Source organism: Pseudomonas sp. 9Ag (assembly GCF_902506445.1).
Classification (GTDB): Bacteria; Pseudomonadota; Gammaproteobacteria; order Pseudomonadales; family Pseudomonadaceae; genus Stutzerimonas; species Stutzerimonas stutzeri_AB.
In genome coordinates, this window is record NZ_LR733836.1 from 4,518,852 (window position 1) to 4,533,331 (window position 14,480).

Below are 14,480 nucleotides of genomic sequence, written 5' to 3' on the forward strand. Positions count from 1 at the left end.
CTTGCCGCCTTCTGAAGCCGGGGTGCTCCCTATGCCAATCAATCCTTTCGTCAGCCTGTTCGGACGTTCGCCCATCGGGCCGATGCAGCAGCACATGGCTAAATCTCACGAATGTGCCGCCAACCTGGTACCGCTGTTCCAGGCGATCACAGCCGAAGATTGGGAACGGGTCGAACAGATCCAGAAAGAGATGGCCCGACTGGAAAACGAGGCCGACAAGCTCAAGAAGAGCGTCCGTCAACATCTGCCCAAGAGCCTGTTTCTGCCGGTTCCGCGCTCGGATCTGCTGGAGCTGCTGAGTGTACAGGACAAAATTGCCAACCGTGCCAAGGACATCGCCGGTCTGATGCTGGGCCGTTGCATGACCATTCCGCCGGCCCTGCAGCCGGAAATGATGGCCTTCGTGCAGCGCAGTGTAGACGCCAGCTGCCAGGCGCTGAAAGCGCTGAAGGAGCTGGACTCGTTGCTGGAAACCGGCTTTGCCGGCCGTGAGGCCACGCTGGTCGAGAAAATGGTCGAGGAGCTCGAGGAAATCGAGCGCGAAACCGACCGCATGCAGATCACGGTTCGCCGTGCCCTGTTCAAGCTGGAAAAGGAATTGCCTCCAGTCGACGTCATGTTCCTCTACAAAATCATCGAATGGATCGGTGACGTAGCTGACCGTGCCGAGCGAGTCGGTAACCGTCTGGAACAATTGCTGGCGCGCTGAGGCGCCAGCGTCTTTTCTGGTTCAACAGGTAATTCCTTATGTCCTTTATCGCGGAATACGGCTTCGTACTTCTCGTGCTCGCCTGCGCTTTCGGTTTCTTCATGGCCTGGGGCGTAGGCGCCAATGACGTGGCCAACGCCATGGGTACCTCGGTGGGTTCCCGGGCGCTGACGATCAAGCAGGCCATCATCGTCGCGATGATCTTCGAGTTCTGCGGTGCCTACCTGGCGGGCGGCGAGGTCACCGAGACCATCAAGAACGGCATCGTCGATGCGGAAGTCATATCGCCCGATCTGATGGTGCTGGGCATGATGTCGGCGCTGCTGGCAGCCGGCACCTGGCTGATGATCGCCACCATGAAAGGCTGGCCGGTTTCCACCACGCACTCGATCATCGGTGCGGTGATCGGCTTTGCCGCGGTCGGCGTGTCCACCGATGCGGTGCATTGGGATGCCATCGGCCCCATCGTGGCCAGCTGGGTGGTGACGCCGATGCTGTCGGGCATCGTCGCCTTTGGCCTGTTCATGAGCGTGCAGAAGCTGATCATCAATACCGATGATCCCTTTCTCAACGCCAAGCGCTTCGTACCGCTGTACATGTTCCTGACCGGTTTCATGGTCGCGCTGATGACCGTTACTAAGGGCCTCAAGCATGTCGGCCTGACGCTGAACGGCGGCCAGGGCATCCTCCTGGCGTTCGCCATCGGCGTCCTGGTGATGCTGGTCGGGATCGCGCTGCTGTCGCGGATCAAGCTTGATGTTGAGGCTGATCGCACCTTTCACTACGCCAGCGTGGAAAAGGTCTTCGCTGTGCTGATGATCTTCACCGCCTGTTCCATGGCCTTTGCCCACGGTGCCAATGACGTCGCCAACGCAGTCGGCCCGCTGGCGGCCGTGGTAGGGGTTATCCAATCAGGCGGTGCGGCTGAGGTTGCTGCCAAGTCGGCGGTGCCGGGCTGGGTACTGCTGCTGGGCGCTGTGGGTATCGTCATCGGTCTGGCCACCTATGGCTACAAGGTGATCGCCACCATTGGTAAGGAAATCACCGAGCTGACTCCCAGCCGTGGCTTCGCCGCAGAGCTGGCAACCGCAACCACGGTCGTTGGCGCGTCCGCCATTGGCCTGCCGGTCTCGACCACTCACACGCTGGTTGGCGCCGTACTCGGTATCGGCATTGCGCGCGGTATCGGTGCGCTGAACCTCGGCGTGGTCGGCTCGATCTTCATGTCGTGGCTGATCACCCTGCCAGCCGGGGCGATCCTTTCGATCATCTTCTTCACCATTCTGAAGGCGATCTTCGTCTGATCTAGCCGTCGCCGCAGTTTTTACCTCGACGGTAAGGCTGCGGCGCCGCGTTTCATGTTTCACTGGGTGCCTCGTCTTTTTCGTCTTTCAGGAGGCTGTCGGTGCCCATCCCCTCGCTTAAAGACCAGTTCGCCGCGCTGATCGCTGCGCCATCGGTAAGTTGCACCCAGGCGCATTGGGATCAAACCAACCGCCCTGTTATCGATTTGCTGGCAGGCTGGTTGAGCGATCTCGGCTTTACCTGCGACGTGCAGGAAATCACCCCCGGCAAGTTCAACCTTCTTGCCAGCTACGGCAGCGGCCCCGGCGGCCTGGTGCTGGCCGGACACAGCGATACCGTGCCCTTCGATGCCGAGCTGTGGACGGCCGAGCCGCTGCAGCTGCGCGAAGCGGATGACCGCTGGTACGGGTTGGGCAGCTGCGACATGAAAGGCTTCTTCGCGTTGATCATTGAGGCCGTGTTGCCGCTGCTGGATAAGCCGTTCCGCCAGCCGCTGCTGATCCTCGCCACTTGCGATGAAGAAAGCTCCATGTCCGGCGCCCGTGCCCTGGCCGACGCCGGGCGGCCGCTGGGCCGAGCTGCAGTGATCGGCGAGCCGACCGGGTTGCGCCCAGTGCGCTTGCACAAGGGCATCATGATGGAAGGCATCGAGATTCAAGGGCAAAGCGGGCATTCGTCCAATCCCGCTTATGGGCATAGCGCTTTGGAAGCCATGCATGACGTGATGAGTGAGCTGATGACGCTGCGCCGGGAGTGGCAAAGCCAATACAACAATCCGTTGTTCGACGTGCCACAGCCAACGCTCAACCTCGGCTGCATCCATGGCGGCGACAACCCCAACCGTATCTGCGGCCAGTGCTCACTGGAGTACGATTTGCGGCCCCTGCCGGGGATGGAGCCTGATCAGCTACGCGAAGCTATCGCCGGGCGCCTGCGTCCGGTGGCTGACAGGCATCAGGTGAAGATCGACCTGGCCCCGTTGTTCCCCAGCGTGCCGGCCTTCGATCAGCCTGCCGAGGCCGAGCTGGTCAAACTGGCCGAACGCCTCACCGGTCATGTCGCCGAGGCAGTGGCCTTCGCCACCGAGGCGCCTTATCTTCAGCAGCTTGGCTGCGAGACGCTGGTGCTTGGCCCGGGTGATATCGCCTGCGCGCACCAGCCGGACGAATACCTGGACCTGGACCGAATCGAACCCACCGTGAGGCTGTTGCGCGGGATGATCGAACACTATTGCCTGCAACCAGGCCGAGGATAGGAGCAGGTCTGGCGACATGTTCGCAGCGTGAACCTGCTCCCTGCATCTCCATACTCGACCCGGCTTCCGGACTGAACAAAGCTGTTATTTAAGGCTTGCGCAATGCACAACTACGTCACCTGGCTTCGCGACTCATCGCCCTACATCAACTCCCACCGTGACCGCACCTTCGTGGTCATGCTGCCCGGCGATGGCCTGGAACACCCCAACTTTGCCAACATCGTTCACGATCTGGTGCTGCTGCACAGCCTCGGCGTGCGTCTGGTACTGGCGTTCGGCTCACGACCGCAGATCGAGGCACGGCTGGCCTCGAGGGGGATCGAACCGCGCTTTCACCGTGACCTGCGGATCACCGACACGGCCACCCTGGAATGCGTGATCGATGCCGTCGGGCATATGCGCATCGCCCTGGAAGCCCGGCTCTCGATGGACATGGCCGCCTCGCCGATGCAGGGCGCGCGGCTGCGGGTGGCCAGTGGCAACTTCGTCACCGCACGGCCCATCGGTGTTCACGACGGGGTCGACTATCAGCACACCGGCGAGGTGCGTCGTGTCGATCGCAAGGGCATCGGTCGGCTGCTGGACGAGCGCACCATCGTGCTGCTCTCGCCGCTGGGGTATTCCCCGACCGGTGAAATCTTCAACATTGCCTGCGAAGACATTGCCACCCGCGCCGCGATTGATCTGGAAGCCGACAAGCTGGTGCTTTATGGCTCCGAGCGAGGCCTGCGTGATGAAAGTGGCAATCTGGTGCGCGAGCTGCGTCCGCCGCAGATCCCGGCCTATCTCGAGCGCCTAGTCGGCACCTACCAGGCCGAGCTGCTGGATGCCGCCGCGCAAGCCTGCAAAGGCGGCGTGCGCCGCAGCCATGTGATCAGCTACGCCGAGGACGGTTCGCTGCTCAACGAGCTGTTCACCCGTGACGGCGGCGACGGCACCCTGGTGACCCAGGAGCAGTTCGAGCAACTGCGCGAGGCGACTATCGAGGACGTCGGCGGGCTGATCGACCTGATCACGCCGCTGGAAGAGCAGGGCATTCTGGTGCGCCGCTCACGCGAAGTGCTGGAGCGCGAGGTCGAGCAGTTCAGCATCGTCGAGCGCGATGGCCTGATCATCGCCTGCGCCGCGCTTTACCCCATCGCCGATTCCGACTCCGGTGAGCTGGCCTGCCTGGCGGTAAACCCGGAGTACCGTCACGGCGGACGTGGCGACGAGTTGCTCGAGCGTATCGAGGCGCGTGCCAGGGCGTTGGGCCTGAAAACCCTGTTCGTGCTCACCACCCGAACGGCGCACTGGTTTCGCGAGCGCGGCTTCGAGCCCAGCGGTGTCGAGCGCCTCCCGGCCGCACGCGCCTCGCTCTATAACTTCCAGCGCAATTCGAAGATCTTCGAAAAGGCGCTGTGATCGAGCGGCGGCCCTGCGCCGCCCCGGTTCAGTCCGGCGTCGGGTAGGGGCTCGCTGAGTGCACCTCGACCGCATCGCCGGTCAGGCGAAGCGCGGGGTCTGGGATAAGTCCATCAATCTGCAGAATCAGCCCGATCAGCAAGGCAATGGTGATTGCCGTGGTCAGGCTGCCTTTGCGGGCGGACACCAACAGGTCCAGTAGCGACATGAATGCACCTCTCTTCTTCTTGTTCTTTTGAGGCTTCGGCGCGCTGCATCGGCGCGGCGAAGACACACATTGGAACCCTGAGAAGGAGGGAAAAGTTCACATTTTGCCGCAGCATATCCGGCGCCCCGCCCAAGCCGCCGGACTAGAGCGATCCGCCGGACTGTTGGTGAGGACTAGGCTCCGCCGAGGCTGGTCAGGCTGCGCTGGTAGTCTTCGACAAAGCTGTCGAAGTCCTGAGTATCGGCGGCTTCCACCTGCGCCTGCTGTGTCAGCGAGTTACGCGAAGCCTCATCGAACCAGGCCATGTCGGCATTGGACAATGCACGGCTACGGAAGTCCTCGGCGTGCTGGCGGGTCTGACGCAGGGCGAACTGGCTGAAGCTTTCACCGTTGCGCTGCAACTCTTCGAGTACGCGGGCCGAAGGCGTCAGGCTGCTGTCGTCGACCTTGGCCTGTTGTTCGGCGACCGCGCGAGCATGCTCGTCACCGCCATGGCTGCGGTCGAGCAACGCGGCGACCTGGCCGATTTGCCCAATCAGTTCGCTCGCCCATTGCTGCAGGCTGACGTCTTCGTTGCAGCGACGCAGTTCCAGCCCCGGTTTGCGACCTTCCTTGACGACCTTGAGGAAGTTGTCGCTGCTGGCCCGGCATTCGCCTTCTATCAGGCAAGGGCTCTGCTGCAATGTGCAGAACAGGAGGAAAGCATCGAGAAAACGCGCTTCGCTGACGTCTATGCCCAGCGGCAGGAAGGGATTGATGTCCAGACAGCGCACTTCGATGTACTGGATGCCCCGCGCGCGCAGCGCATGCAGCGGGCGTTCCCCGGTATCGGTGACGCGCTTGGGACGGATGTTCGAGTAGTACTCGTTCTCGATCTGCAAGACGTTGGTGTTGAGCTGTTGCCAGTTGCCGTCAGCATCCTTGGTGCCCAGCGCTGCGTAATCGGGGTAGGGCGTCGACACCGCCTTGTGCAGGCTGCTGGTGTAACTCGGTAGATCGTCATAGCAGGGCGTAAGGCCAGCCTGGGCGTTGCTTTGATAACCAAGATCACTCATCCGCAGGCTGGTGGCATAGGGCAGATACAGGGTGTCTTCGTCGAGCTGCTCGAGCTGGTGCGACCGGCCCCGCATGAAGCTGGCATTCAGCGCGGGCGAAGCGCCGAACAGATACATCAGTAGCCAGCTGTAGCGGCGGAAGTTACGGATCAGTGCGATATAGCGCCAGGACTGATAGTCCTGCGCAGAGCGCTGGTCGCTCTCATCGGCCTGCAGCGTAGCCCACAGCGCCTCGGGCAACGAAAAGTTGTAATGGATGCCGGCGATGCACTGCATCGTCTTGCCGTAACGCAGCGCCAGGCCTTGGCGGTAAACATATTTCAGTCGACCGATGTTCGAGCTGCCGTACTCGGCGATCGGAATCTGCTCCTCCTCCGGAAGGTGCCCCGGCATCGACGGGCTCCAGAGGTATTCGCCATCCAGCTGGCTATAGGTATAGCGATGGATGGCGTCGAGCTCGGCCAGGGTCTTGGTCGGGTCGGTTTCAGTGCCGGTGATGAACTCCAGCAGCGCTTCGGAATAATCCGTGGTGATCTTCGGATGAGTCAGTGCCGAGCCCAGTGCACGCGGATGCGGCGTCAGCGCCAGCTGACCATCGGCGTCGACACGCAGGCATTCACGCTCGATCCCATGCAGGCATTGCGAGAGCAGCGACAGGTTGTGGTGCTCGGCCAGCAGCGCCAGGCGGTGGGAGAGAAGATCGCTCAATTGGGAATTCCTTCACGCGTCAGTCGGCACAATATGGGGGTGGATCGCACGCTCTACAAGAGGCCGTCAACGATGGAACGCGCACTGCTGCGGGGGCGTTTCCAGCGAATCCGACGCTGCAGTCCGATGACTCAGATAACCGAGAAGGTCGCCTGGGCCTTGGCTACCAATTTTTCGCCCTGATGCACCTCGGCTTCGATGACCTGGGTGCGCCGACCTCCATGCACCACCCAGGCTCGGCAGGTCAGCTCACCTTCAGTAACCGGGCGGATGTAGTTGACCTTGCACTCGAGCGTGACGCTGTTCGGCCCGCCGCCGTTGAGGCTGTGGCTGGCCTGGCCCATGGCGGTGTCGATCAGTGAGAACAGGGCGCCGCCGTGCAGCTTGCCGTGCAGATTGCGCAAGCCATCGTGCATCGCTAAACGCAGCAGTGCTTCTCCATTTGCGACCTGGACGATCTCCAGCCCCAGCAGTCGCCCGAAGGCACTGCTGCTGCCCACCGCTTCGACTTCGCGCACCGTTATTTCCTCAGATTTTTAGCGTTGGCGAACAGCGCAGCCATGGCGTTGTTGGCCGGAGCCGGCTTGGTCTCCGGCTTAGCCGCTTTGCGCTCGCCGCGTGCCTGGCCGCCACGGTTGTTGCCGTTGCCGCGCATGTTGTCCGCCTTTTCGCCGGGGGTATCGCTCATGCGCATGGACAGGCCGACGCGTTGGCGCGGGATGTCCACTTCCATGACCTTGACCTTGACGATGTCGCCGGCTTTGACCACTTCGTACGGATCCTTGACGAACTTTTCCGACAGCGCGGAAATGTGCACCAGCCCGTCCTGATGCACGCCAATGTCGACGAAGGCGCCGAAGTTGGTCACGTTGGTCACCACGCCTTCGAGCACCATGCCAGGCGTCAGGTCGCTGAGCTTTTCCACGCCTTCCTGGAACTCGGCAGTCTTGAACTCGGGGCGCGGATCGCGTCCGGGCTTCTCCAGCTCCTGAAGAATGTCGCTGACGGTTACCAGACCGAAGCTTTCGTCGGTGAACTGCTTCGGATCCAGGCGCTTGAGAAACGCCGAGTCACCAATCAGCGAGCGGATGTCGCGGCCAGTGTCGGTGGCGATGCGTTTGACCAGCGGATAGGTTTCCGGGTGAACGGCCGAGGCGTCCAGCGGGTTGCTGCCATTCATCACGCGCAGGAAGCCGGCGGCCTGCTCGAAGGTCTTGTCGCCCAGCCGCGGCACTTTTTTCAGCTCACTGCGTGCGGTGAACGCGCCGTTGGCATCACGGTAGGCCACGATGTTCTGGGCCAGGGTGGTGTTCAGCCCGGAAATGCGAGCCAGCAGCGCCACCGAAGCGGTGTTGACGTCGACGCCGACGGCGTTCACGCAGTCTTCTACAACGGCATCCAGCGAGCGTGCCAGCTTGAGTTGGGAAACGTCGTGCTGGTACTGGCCGACGCCGATGGCCTTGGGCTCGATCTTCACCAATTCGGCCAGCGGATCCTGCAGGCGACGGGCGATAGAGACGGCGCCGCGGATGGAGACGTCAAGGTCCGGGAATTCCTTGGCGGCCAGCTCCGACGCCGAGTACACCGAGGCGCCGGCTTCGGAGACCATCACCTTGGTCAGCTTGAGGCCGGGCACCTGCTTGATCAGATCGGCCGCGAGCCGGTCGCTTTCCCGGCTGGCGGTGCCATTGCCGATGGCGATCAGGTCGACGGCATGCTTGGCACAGAGCTTGGCCAGTACGGCCAGGGTGCCGTCCCAGTCGTTGCGTGGCGCGTGCGGGTACACGGTGGCGGTATCCAGCAGCTTGCCGGTGGCGTCGACCACCGCCACCTTGCAGCCGGTGCGCAGGCCGGGGTCGAGGCCCAGGGTGGCGCGCGGGCCAGCCGGCGCGGCGAGCAGCAGGTCATGCATGTTGCGCGCGAACACGCCGATGGCGTCGTCCTCGGCCTTGTCGCGCAGCTCGCCGAGCAAGTCGGTTTCCAGGTGGGTGTAGAGCTTGACCTTCCAGGTCCAGCGCACCACTTCGCTCAGCCACTTGTCGGCCGCGCGGCCGCGATTGGCGATACCGAAGCGCTCGCCGATCATCACTTCGCCCGGATGCATGGTGCCGGGTGCTTCGTCGCCCACTTTCAGGCTCACACTGAGCACGCCTTCGTTGCGCCCGCGGAAGATCGCCAAGGCGCGGTGAGAGGGCGCGCTCTTGAGCGGCTCGTCGTGTTCAAAATAGTCGCTGAACTTGGCGCCTTCGTTTTCCTTGCCGGGCACCACGCGCGCGCTGAGCGTAGCGTTGTGGGTCAGGAAATCGCGCAGCTTGGCCAACAGGTTGGCGTCTTCGGCGAAGCGCTCCATGAGGATGTACTTGGCGCCTTCGAGCACAGCCTTGACGTCGGCGAAGCCCTTTTCGGCATCGACGAAACGTGCGGCTTCGGTTTCGGGATTCAGCTCGGGGTCGGCAAAGATCGCATCGGCCAGTTCGCCCAGACCGGCTTCCAGGGCGATCTGGCCCTTGGTGCGGCGCTTCTGCTTATAGGGCAGATAAAGATCTTCGAGGCGGGTCTTGGTGTCGGCGAGGTCGATCTCGCGCTTGAGTTCGGGCGTCAGCTTGCCCTGTTCCTCGATGCTGGCGAGGATCGAGGCGCGGCGATCATCCAGCTCGCGCAGGTAGCGCAGACGCTCTTCGAGCAGGCGCAGCTGGGTGTCATCCAGGCTGCCGGTGACTTCCTTGCGGTAACGGGCGATGAAGGGCACGGTCGAGCCCTCGTCGAGTAGCGCCACGGTGGCGGCAATCTGTTGCGGGCGCACGCCCAGTTCAGCGGCGAGGCGAGAATTGATGCTGTCCATGAACCTACCTGGGTCAGTCAAACCATGCAGGCCGGGCCTGCGCGAAAGGGCGCGATTATAAAGGCAGCGGCTGGCTTGAGGCGGGCAGTCGGACGAAAAAGCCAGCAAGAGGCCTGTCGACCATTCCATTGGCTCTCGGCTTCGCCCTGCAAAATCTGCTAACAATGGCTTCAGTTGCGTTTACATCACTGTGCGCATAATGCATTGACGATTTTTACGGGAGTTTCCATGAGCAGCACTGCGCCCGCCAGCGAAGGCGAAAAGATCCTTATTGTCGATGACGATGCCCGGTTGCGGCGCTTGCTCGAGCGGTTTCTCGATGAGCAGGGCTATCGCGTGCGGACCGTGGAGAGTGCCGAGCAGATGGATCGTCTGCTCAGCCGCGAGCTGTTCCATCTGGTCGTGCTGGACCTGATGATGCCGGGTGAGGACGGGCTTTCCGCCTGTTCACGCCTGCGCGAAGGCGGCAATCAGATTCCGATCATCATGCTGACCGCCAAGGGCGACGAGGCTAGCCGGATCCATGGGTTGGAGCAGGGCGCCGACGACTATCTGGCCAAGCCGTTCAACCCGCGTGAGTTGCTGGCGCGGATTCGGGCGGTGCTGCGGCGCCAGGCGCCGCAGGTGCCAGGCGCGCCGGGCAGCGAGGACGAGACCGTCACTTTCGGCGATTACGAGCTGTTCCTTGGCACCCGCGAGCTCAAGAAGGGCGACCAGGTGCACATGCTGACTACCGGTGAATTCGCCGTGCTCAAGGCCCTGGTCCAGCATGCCCGCGAACCGCTGACCCGCGACAAGCTGATGAACCTGGCCCGCGGCCGCGAATGGGATGCGCTCGAGCGTTCCATCGATGTGCAGATCTCCCGCCTGCGCCGACTGATCGAGCCGGACCCTTCCAAGCCGCGCTACATCCAGACCGTATGGGGCGTGGGCTATGTGTTCGTGCCGGACGGCAACAAGTAAGTCGGCACGCATCACTTCTGGCGGCGGATGCTTCAGACTCCGCCGTTATCGCTAATCAGCCTGTCCGCACGGGCTGCTCGATAACCGGCGTTTGCGCCGTGGCTCTTCTATGAAAACCCCGCTCTGGTTCCCGCAAAGCTTCTTCGCCCGCACGCTGTGGATGGTGCTGATCGTGGTGCTGTTCTCCAAGGTGCTGATGCTCGTGTACCTGATGATGAACGAGGACGTGATGGTCGACCGGCAGTACAGCCATGGTGCGGCGCTGACCCTGCGCGCGTACTGGGCCGCCGATGAGGAGAACCGTGAGCGTATTGCCGATGCGGCCGGGCTGCAGCGAGTTACGACGGAAGATGTACCGCCCAGTGAGTACCACTGGCCCTATACGGAAATTTTCCAGCGGCAGATGCAGGCCGAGCTTGGTGTCGAGACAGACGTGCGGGTTCGCATCCAGCCTGACACGGCCATTTGGGTGCGCGCGCCAAGCCTCGGACCGGACTGGTTGCAAGTGCCGCTGTACGCATACCCGCTGCGCGGACAACGGATCTGGAGCGTGCTCGGCTGGTTTCTCGGTATAGGGCTGCTGTCCACCGCCGCGGCATGGATTTTCGTTAGCCAGCTCAATCTACCGCTCAAGCGCCTGGTCTATGCCGCTCGGCAGATCGGCAAGGGTCGCAGCGTGCGCTTGCCCATCAGCGATACGCCGAGCGAGATGACCGAGGTTTATCGCGCGTTCAATCAGATGGCCGAAGACGTCGAGCAGGCCGGCCGCGAGCGTGAGCTGATGCTGGCTGGTGTGTCGCACGACCTGCGCACACCGTTGACGCGCTTGCGCCTGTCGCTGGAGCTGATGACCAGCGATGCCGAACTCACAGAGGACATGGTTCGCGACATTGAGGACATGAACGCGATCCTCGACCAGTTTCTCGCCTTCGTCCGCGACGGCAGCGACGAGCCGGTGGAAAGCGTCGATCTGGGTGAATTGGTCCGTGATGTAGTAGCGCCCTACAACCAGTACGGAGAAACCGTTCGCCTCTGTGTCGAGCCGATGCCGCCACTGGCACTGCGGCGGGTGTCGATCAAGCGACTGCTGGTCAATCTGATCGAGAATGCGCTGCGTTATGGTGGCCATGGGGTCGAGGTGGAGGCCTGCGTGTCCGGCGACCGGCGCTCGCCCTATGTGGTGCTCAGCGTGCTGGATCGTGGGCAGGGAATCGATCCGGATGCGCTGGCGAGCATCTTCAATCCCTTCATCCGAGGCGATCACGCCCGTGGCGGGAATGGTGCCGGGTTGGGCCTGGCGATCGTCAAGCGCATCGCCGCGCAGCATGGTGGCAGCGTGGAGCTGCGCAACCGTCAGGGCGGCGGGCTCGAGGCGCGCGTCAGTTTGCCGCTGGGTCTGCTGCTACCGCCAGGCGCGGCGACAGCTGCAGGGGATCGGCAGGCTCGCTGAGCTGTCCCTGGCAACGATTGCTGGCATCGAGCTTGCTTGTTGCAATAAGATCGCCCGCATTCAATTGCGAGGTGCTCTTGTCGTGCGCAAGGCCCGATTACTGTTGATCGACGATCACACGCTGTTCCGTACCGGTCTGAAACTGATGCTCGCCCAGCTCGACTGTGTCGGCGAGATATTCGAGGCCGGTACCGTCTCGGACGCAATTACGCAGCACGGCCAGCGTATGGTCGATGTGATCCTGCTGGACGTCAATTTGCCGGGTATCAATGGGCTCGATGGCATCGCCATGCTGAGGCTGCACCTGCCCGCGGCCAGCTTGCTGGTCATTTCGGGTGAGGCCATGCCGGATGAATCTCGACTGTCCGGCCTTGATTTGCAGGGCTATATCTGCAAGTCCGCTGAGCCGGCAGAGGTCGAGCGGGCGGTTCTGGCCTGCCTCCCGGATGGTTGCGCAAGCCTGCCCCAGTCGTTGCCGGCATCAGTGGGTTGCAGCGACTCGGGCCTCACCGCGCGACAGGTCGAGGTACTGGGTCTGCTATGCCAAGGCAAGTCGAACAAGGCCATCGCCTACCTGCTCGGGCTGTCCGAGAACACCGTGCGCGTGCATGTCTCGGCAGTGCTTGACCAGCTACAGGTCAGCAGTCGCACCGAGGCAGTGGTCGAGGCCCAGCGGCGGGGCATCGTGCGCCTGTGAGTCGTTACCGCTGGCTGGGGTTTGATGAGCCGCGCATCCTTGCCGCGCAAATGAAGCTGATCGACGACAGTTACGCGGCCGGTGCGGCGGGCTGCTTTGGCGGTGCGTTGCTGATGGCCGCCACGCTCCGGCATGGTGGTGCAGGCGAGGGTGTGCTGGTCTGGGTCGGGCTGATGGGGCTGGTTTGCCTGGTCGGTCCGCTTGGGCGGCATTGGCTGCCGGATCGTCTGGGCGAGTCGGGTTCCCAGCGTTATGCCTTGCTGATGACCCTCATGTTGAGCCTTGCCGGTGGCCTCTGGGGCGCGGTAGCCCCGCTTTGGCTGGATCTCGGCTCGTTGTCGGGAACCGTCGAAGTCCTCGGCATGCTTGCCGGCATGAATGCGGCCGCGTTGGGCCTGTTCTGCCCGTGCCGGCCGGTGGCCACGGCCTTCTCGCTGGCTTCGGTGGCGCCGACCTGGATGGTCTTCGTCTTCGACGGCGATCCGCGGGCCGATGCGATGATCATCGCAGCGCCACTGTTCCTGATCATGATGATGATCTTTATCGCCCGGAACGCCTCGAACATACGCCGCTCCGTGGCCCTGAATTTCGAGAATCTGGATCTGCTGAACCAGGTGCGGCAGCAGATGGAGGAGGTGCTTCGTGCGCAGCAGCAGGCCGAGGAGGCCAATCGCGCAAAGTCAGTGATTCTTGCCTCGGCCAGCCACGACTTGCGCCAACCGCTGCATGCCCTGGGACTGTTTCTTGCGACCCTCGGGCGCACTCCGTTGCAACCGGCGCAGCAGGAACTGCTCGGCCATGCGCAGGCATCGGCGCTGTCTGCGCAGGAAATGCTCGACACCTTGCTGGACTTTTCCCGCCTCGATGCCGGTGCGATCCAGCCCCGCTGTGTCGGGTTCGCGCTGCAACCGCTATTGCGCAAGCTGGAGCGGGAACTCGCCCCGGAAGCGGAGGGCCGGGGTCTGGTCTACCGCTTGCGAGATACGGCCCTGCAGGTATGGGCCGATCCGGAGCTGGTCGAGCTGATCTTGCGCAACTTCATCAACAACGCGATCCGCTATACCGAGCGCGGCGGCGTTTTGGTAGCAGTGCGCCATAGGCAAGGCAGCGCTGTGCTGGAAGTCTGGGATACCGGCATCGGCATCCCTGCGGCGCAACAACTGCGGGTTTTCGATGCGTTTCATCAGGTGGGCAATCCGGAACGCGACCGCCGCAAGGGATTAGGGCTTGGCTTGGCCATCGTCAACGGGCTGGCCGAGGCGCTTGGCACCGAGGCGACGCTTGCCTCGGTGCCAGGGCGTGGTTCGGTGTTTCGCCTGCGACTGCCTCTGGCTCAAGCTGCGCAGGCGGTTGCGCCGCCTGTTGTTTCATCTCCTGGGCCGGTGCGCGCCAGTTGGTTGGCCGGCCGTGCCGTGCTGGTGCTGGATGATGATCCAGTCAATGGACTGGCCATGATGGCGCTGATTCGTAGCTGGCAGGCTGAATGCCGGGCCTGCGAAACGCTTGAAGAGGCCCTGCAGCGGGTGGCTGAGGGTTACCAGCCGGACCTTCTGATCGTCGACTATCGATTGCGCGATCACACCAATGGCTATCAGGCCATTGATGCGATAAGCGTGGCGCTGGGGCACCGACCGGGTGCGCTGGTCGTCACGGGTGATACCGCGCCCGAGCGAATCCGCGAGGGCCTGGCCAGCGGGGTGCCCTTGCTGCACAAGCCTGTCGGTGAGTCGGCGCTTTGCCAGGCGCTTGAGCTGCTCTCGCGAGATAACGAAAGGCTGGCGCCAATCTCCTGACGACTCTCCGTCATCTTGCTGTCATCTGCAGCGATTCAGACGCTAATAGAGCAAAAAGACTATAGCTGGTGACGGATTAATCTGGCCAAAT

At 62.8% G+C, this 14,480-nt stretch carries 12 protein-coding genes; 8 read left to right on the top strand and 4 right to left on the bottom strand.

What is annotated here, in order from left to right:
- The first annotated feature begins 31 nt into the window (after positions 1-31).
- From ALTERO38_RS20730 to argA, 4 genes are all read left to right on the top strand, one after another.
- A complete protein-coding gene (locus tag ALTERO38_RS20730) occupies positions 32-709 on the top strand; it encodes a TIGR00153 family protein (protein WP_045164191.1) in 678 nt (225 codons plus the stop codon).
- A gap of 38 nt (positions 710-747) precedes the next feature.
- Positions 748-2,013 (top strand): inorganic phosphate transporter, encoded by a 1,266-nt coding sequence (locus ALTERO38_RS20735; RefSeq protein ID WP_102836492.1) that lies wholly within the window; start codon positions 748-750, stop codon positions 2,011-2,013.
- A 101-nt stretch (positions 2,014-2,114) separates the two neighbouring features.
- Complete coding sequence (gene argE / locus ALTERO38_RS20740) at positions 2,115-3,269, top strand: acetylornithine deacetylase (protein ID WP_159969556.1); 1,155 nt, start codon at positions 2,115-2,117, stop codon at positions 3,267-3,269.
- Between the two features lie 102 nt (positions 3,270-3,371).
- A complete protein-coding gene (gene argA / locus ALTERO38_RS20745; RefSeq protein ID WP_159969557.1) occupies positions 3,372-4,673 on the top strand; it encodes an amino-acid N-acetyltransferase in 1,302 nt (433 codons plus the stop codon).
- A gap of 28 nt (positions 4,674-4,701) precedes the next feature.
- On the opposite strand, the gene ALTERO38_RS20750 is transcribed toward argA, so the two are convergent.
- From ALTERO38_RS20750 to ALTERO38_RS20765, 4 genes are all read right to left on the bottom strand, one after another.
- A complete protein-coding gene (locus ALTERO38_RS20750; RefSeq protein WP_148925608.1) occupies positions 4,702-4,881 on the bottom strand; it encodes a hypothetical protein in 180 nt (59 codons plus the stop codon).
- 173 nt (positions 4,882-5,054) lie between these two features.
- Entirely contained in the window at positions 5,055-6,644 is a 1,590-nt protein-coding gene (gene gshA / locus ALTERO38_RS20755) for a glutamate--cysteine ligase (protein ID WP_159969558.1), read from the bottom strand.
- 131 nt (positions 6,645-6,775) lie between these two features.
- Complete coding sequence (locus ALTERO38_RS20760; RefSeq protein ID WP_159969559.1) at positions 6,776-7,162, bottom strand: PaaI family thioesterase; 387 nt, start codon at positions 7,160-7,162, stop codon at positions 6,776-6,778.
- Positions 7,163-7,164: 2 nt separating this feature from the next.
- A complete protein-coding gene (locus ALTERO38_RS20765) occupies positions 7,165-9,486 on the bottom strand; it encodes a Tex family protein (protein ID WP_159969560.1) in 2,322 nt (773 codons plus the stop codon).
- Positions 9,487-9,714: 228 nt separating this feature from the next.
- Between ALTERO38_RS20765 and ompR the strand changes: the two genes are divergently transcribed.
- From ompR to ALTERO38_RS20785, 4 genes are all read left to right on the top strand, one after another.
- The gene (ompR, locus tag ALTERO38_RS20770) at positions 9,715-10,449 is read left to right on the top strand and encodes a two-component system response regulator OmpR (protein WP_102836504.1); all 735 of its coding nucleotides are present in this window, start codon (positions 9,715-9,717) and stop codon (positions 10,447-10,449) included.
- A 109-nt stretch (positions 10,450-10,558) separates the two neighbouring features.
- A complete protein-coding gene (locus tag ALTERO38_RS20775) occupies positions 10,559-11,899 on the top strand; it encodes an ATP-binding protein (RefSeq protein ID WP_159969561.1) in 1,341 nt (446 codons plus the stop codon).
- A gap of 82 nt (positions 11,900-11,981) precedes the next feature.
- Positions 11,982-12,596, top strand: a complete 615-nt coding sequence (locus ALTERO38_RS20780; RefSeq protein WP_159969562.1) for a response regulator transcription factor — start codon at positions 11,982-11,984, stop codon at positions 12,594-12,596.
- Complete coding sequence (locus tag ALTERO38_RS20785) at positions 12,593-14,389, top strand: hybrid sensor histidine kinase/response regulator (RefSeq protein ID WP_218581734.1); 1,797 nt, start codon at positions 12,593-12,595, stop codon at positions 14,387-14,389. Before ALTERO38_RS20780 ends, ALTERO38_RS20785 begins: the two co-directional genes overlap by 4 nt.
- Positions 14,390-14,480 lie beyond the last annotated feature (91 nt).

Bases quoted from the DNA above. Each gene is read 5' to 3' on its own strand.
- argA (WP_159969557.1), top strand. From the start codon at position 3,372: ATGCACAACTACGTCACCTGGCTTCGCGACTCATCGCCCTACATCAAC.
- ompR (WP_102836504.1), top strand. From the start codon at position 9,715: ATGAGCAGCACTGCGCCCGCCAGCGAAGGCGAAAAGATCCTTATTGTC.
- ALTERO38_RS20750 (WP_148925608.1), bottom strand. From the start codon at position 4,881: ATGTCGCTACTGGACCTGTTGGTGTCCGCCCGCAAAGGCAGCCTGACC.
- ALTERO38_RS20765 (WP_159969560.1), bottom strand. From the start codon at position 9,486: ATGGACAGCATCAATTCTCGCCTCGCCGCTGAACTGGGCGTGCGCCCG.
- ALTERO38_RS20735 (WP_102836492.1), top strand. From the start codon at position 748: ATGTCCTTTATCGCGGAATACGGCTTCGTACTTCTCGTGCTCGCCTGC.
- ALTERO38_RS20775 (WP_159969561.1), top strand. From the start codon at position 10,559: ATGAAAACCCCGCTCTGGTTCCCGCAAAGCTTCTTCGCCCGCACGCTG.
- ALTERO38_RS20730 (WP_045164191.1), top strand. From the start codon at position 32: ATGCCAATCAATCCTTTCGTCAGCCTGTTCGGACGTTCGCCCATCGGG.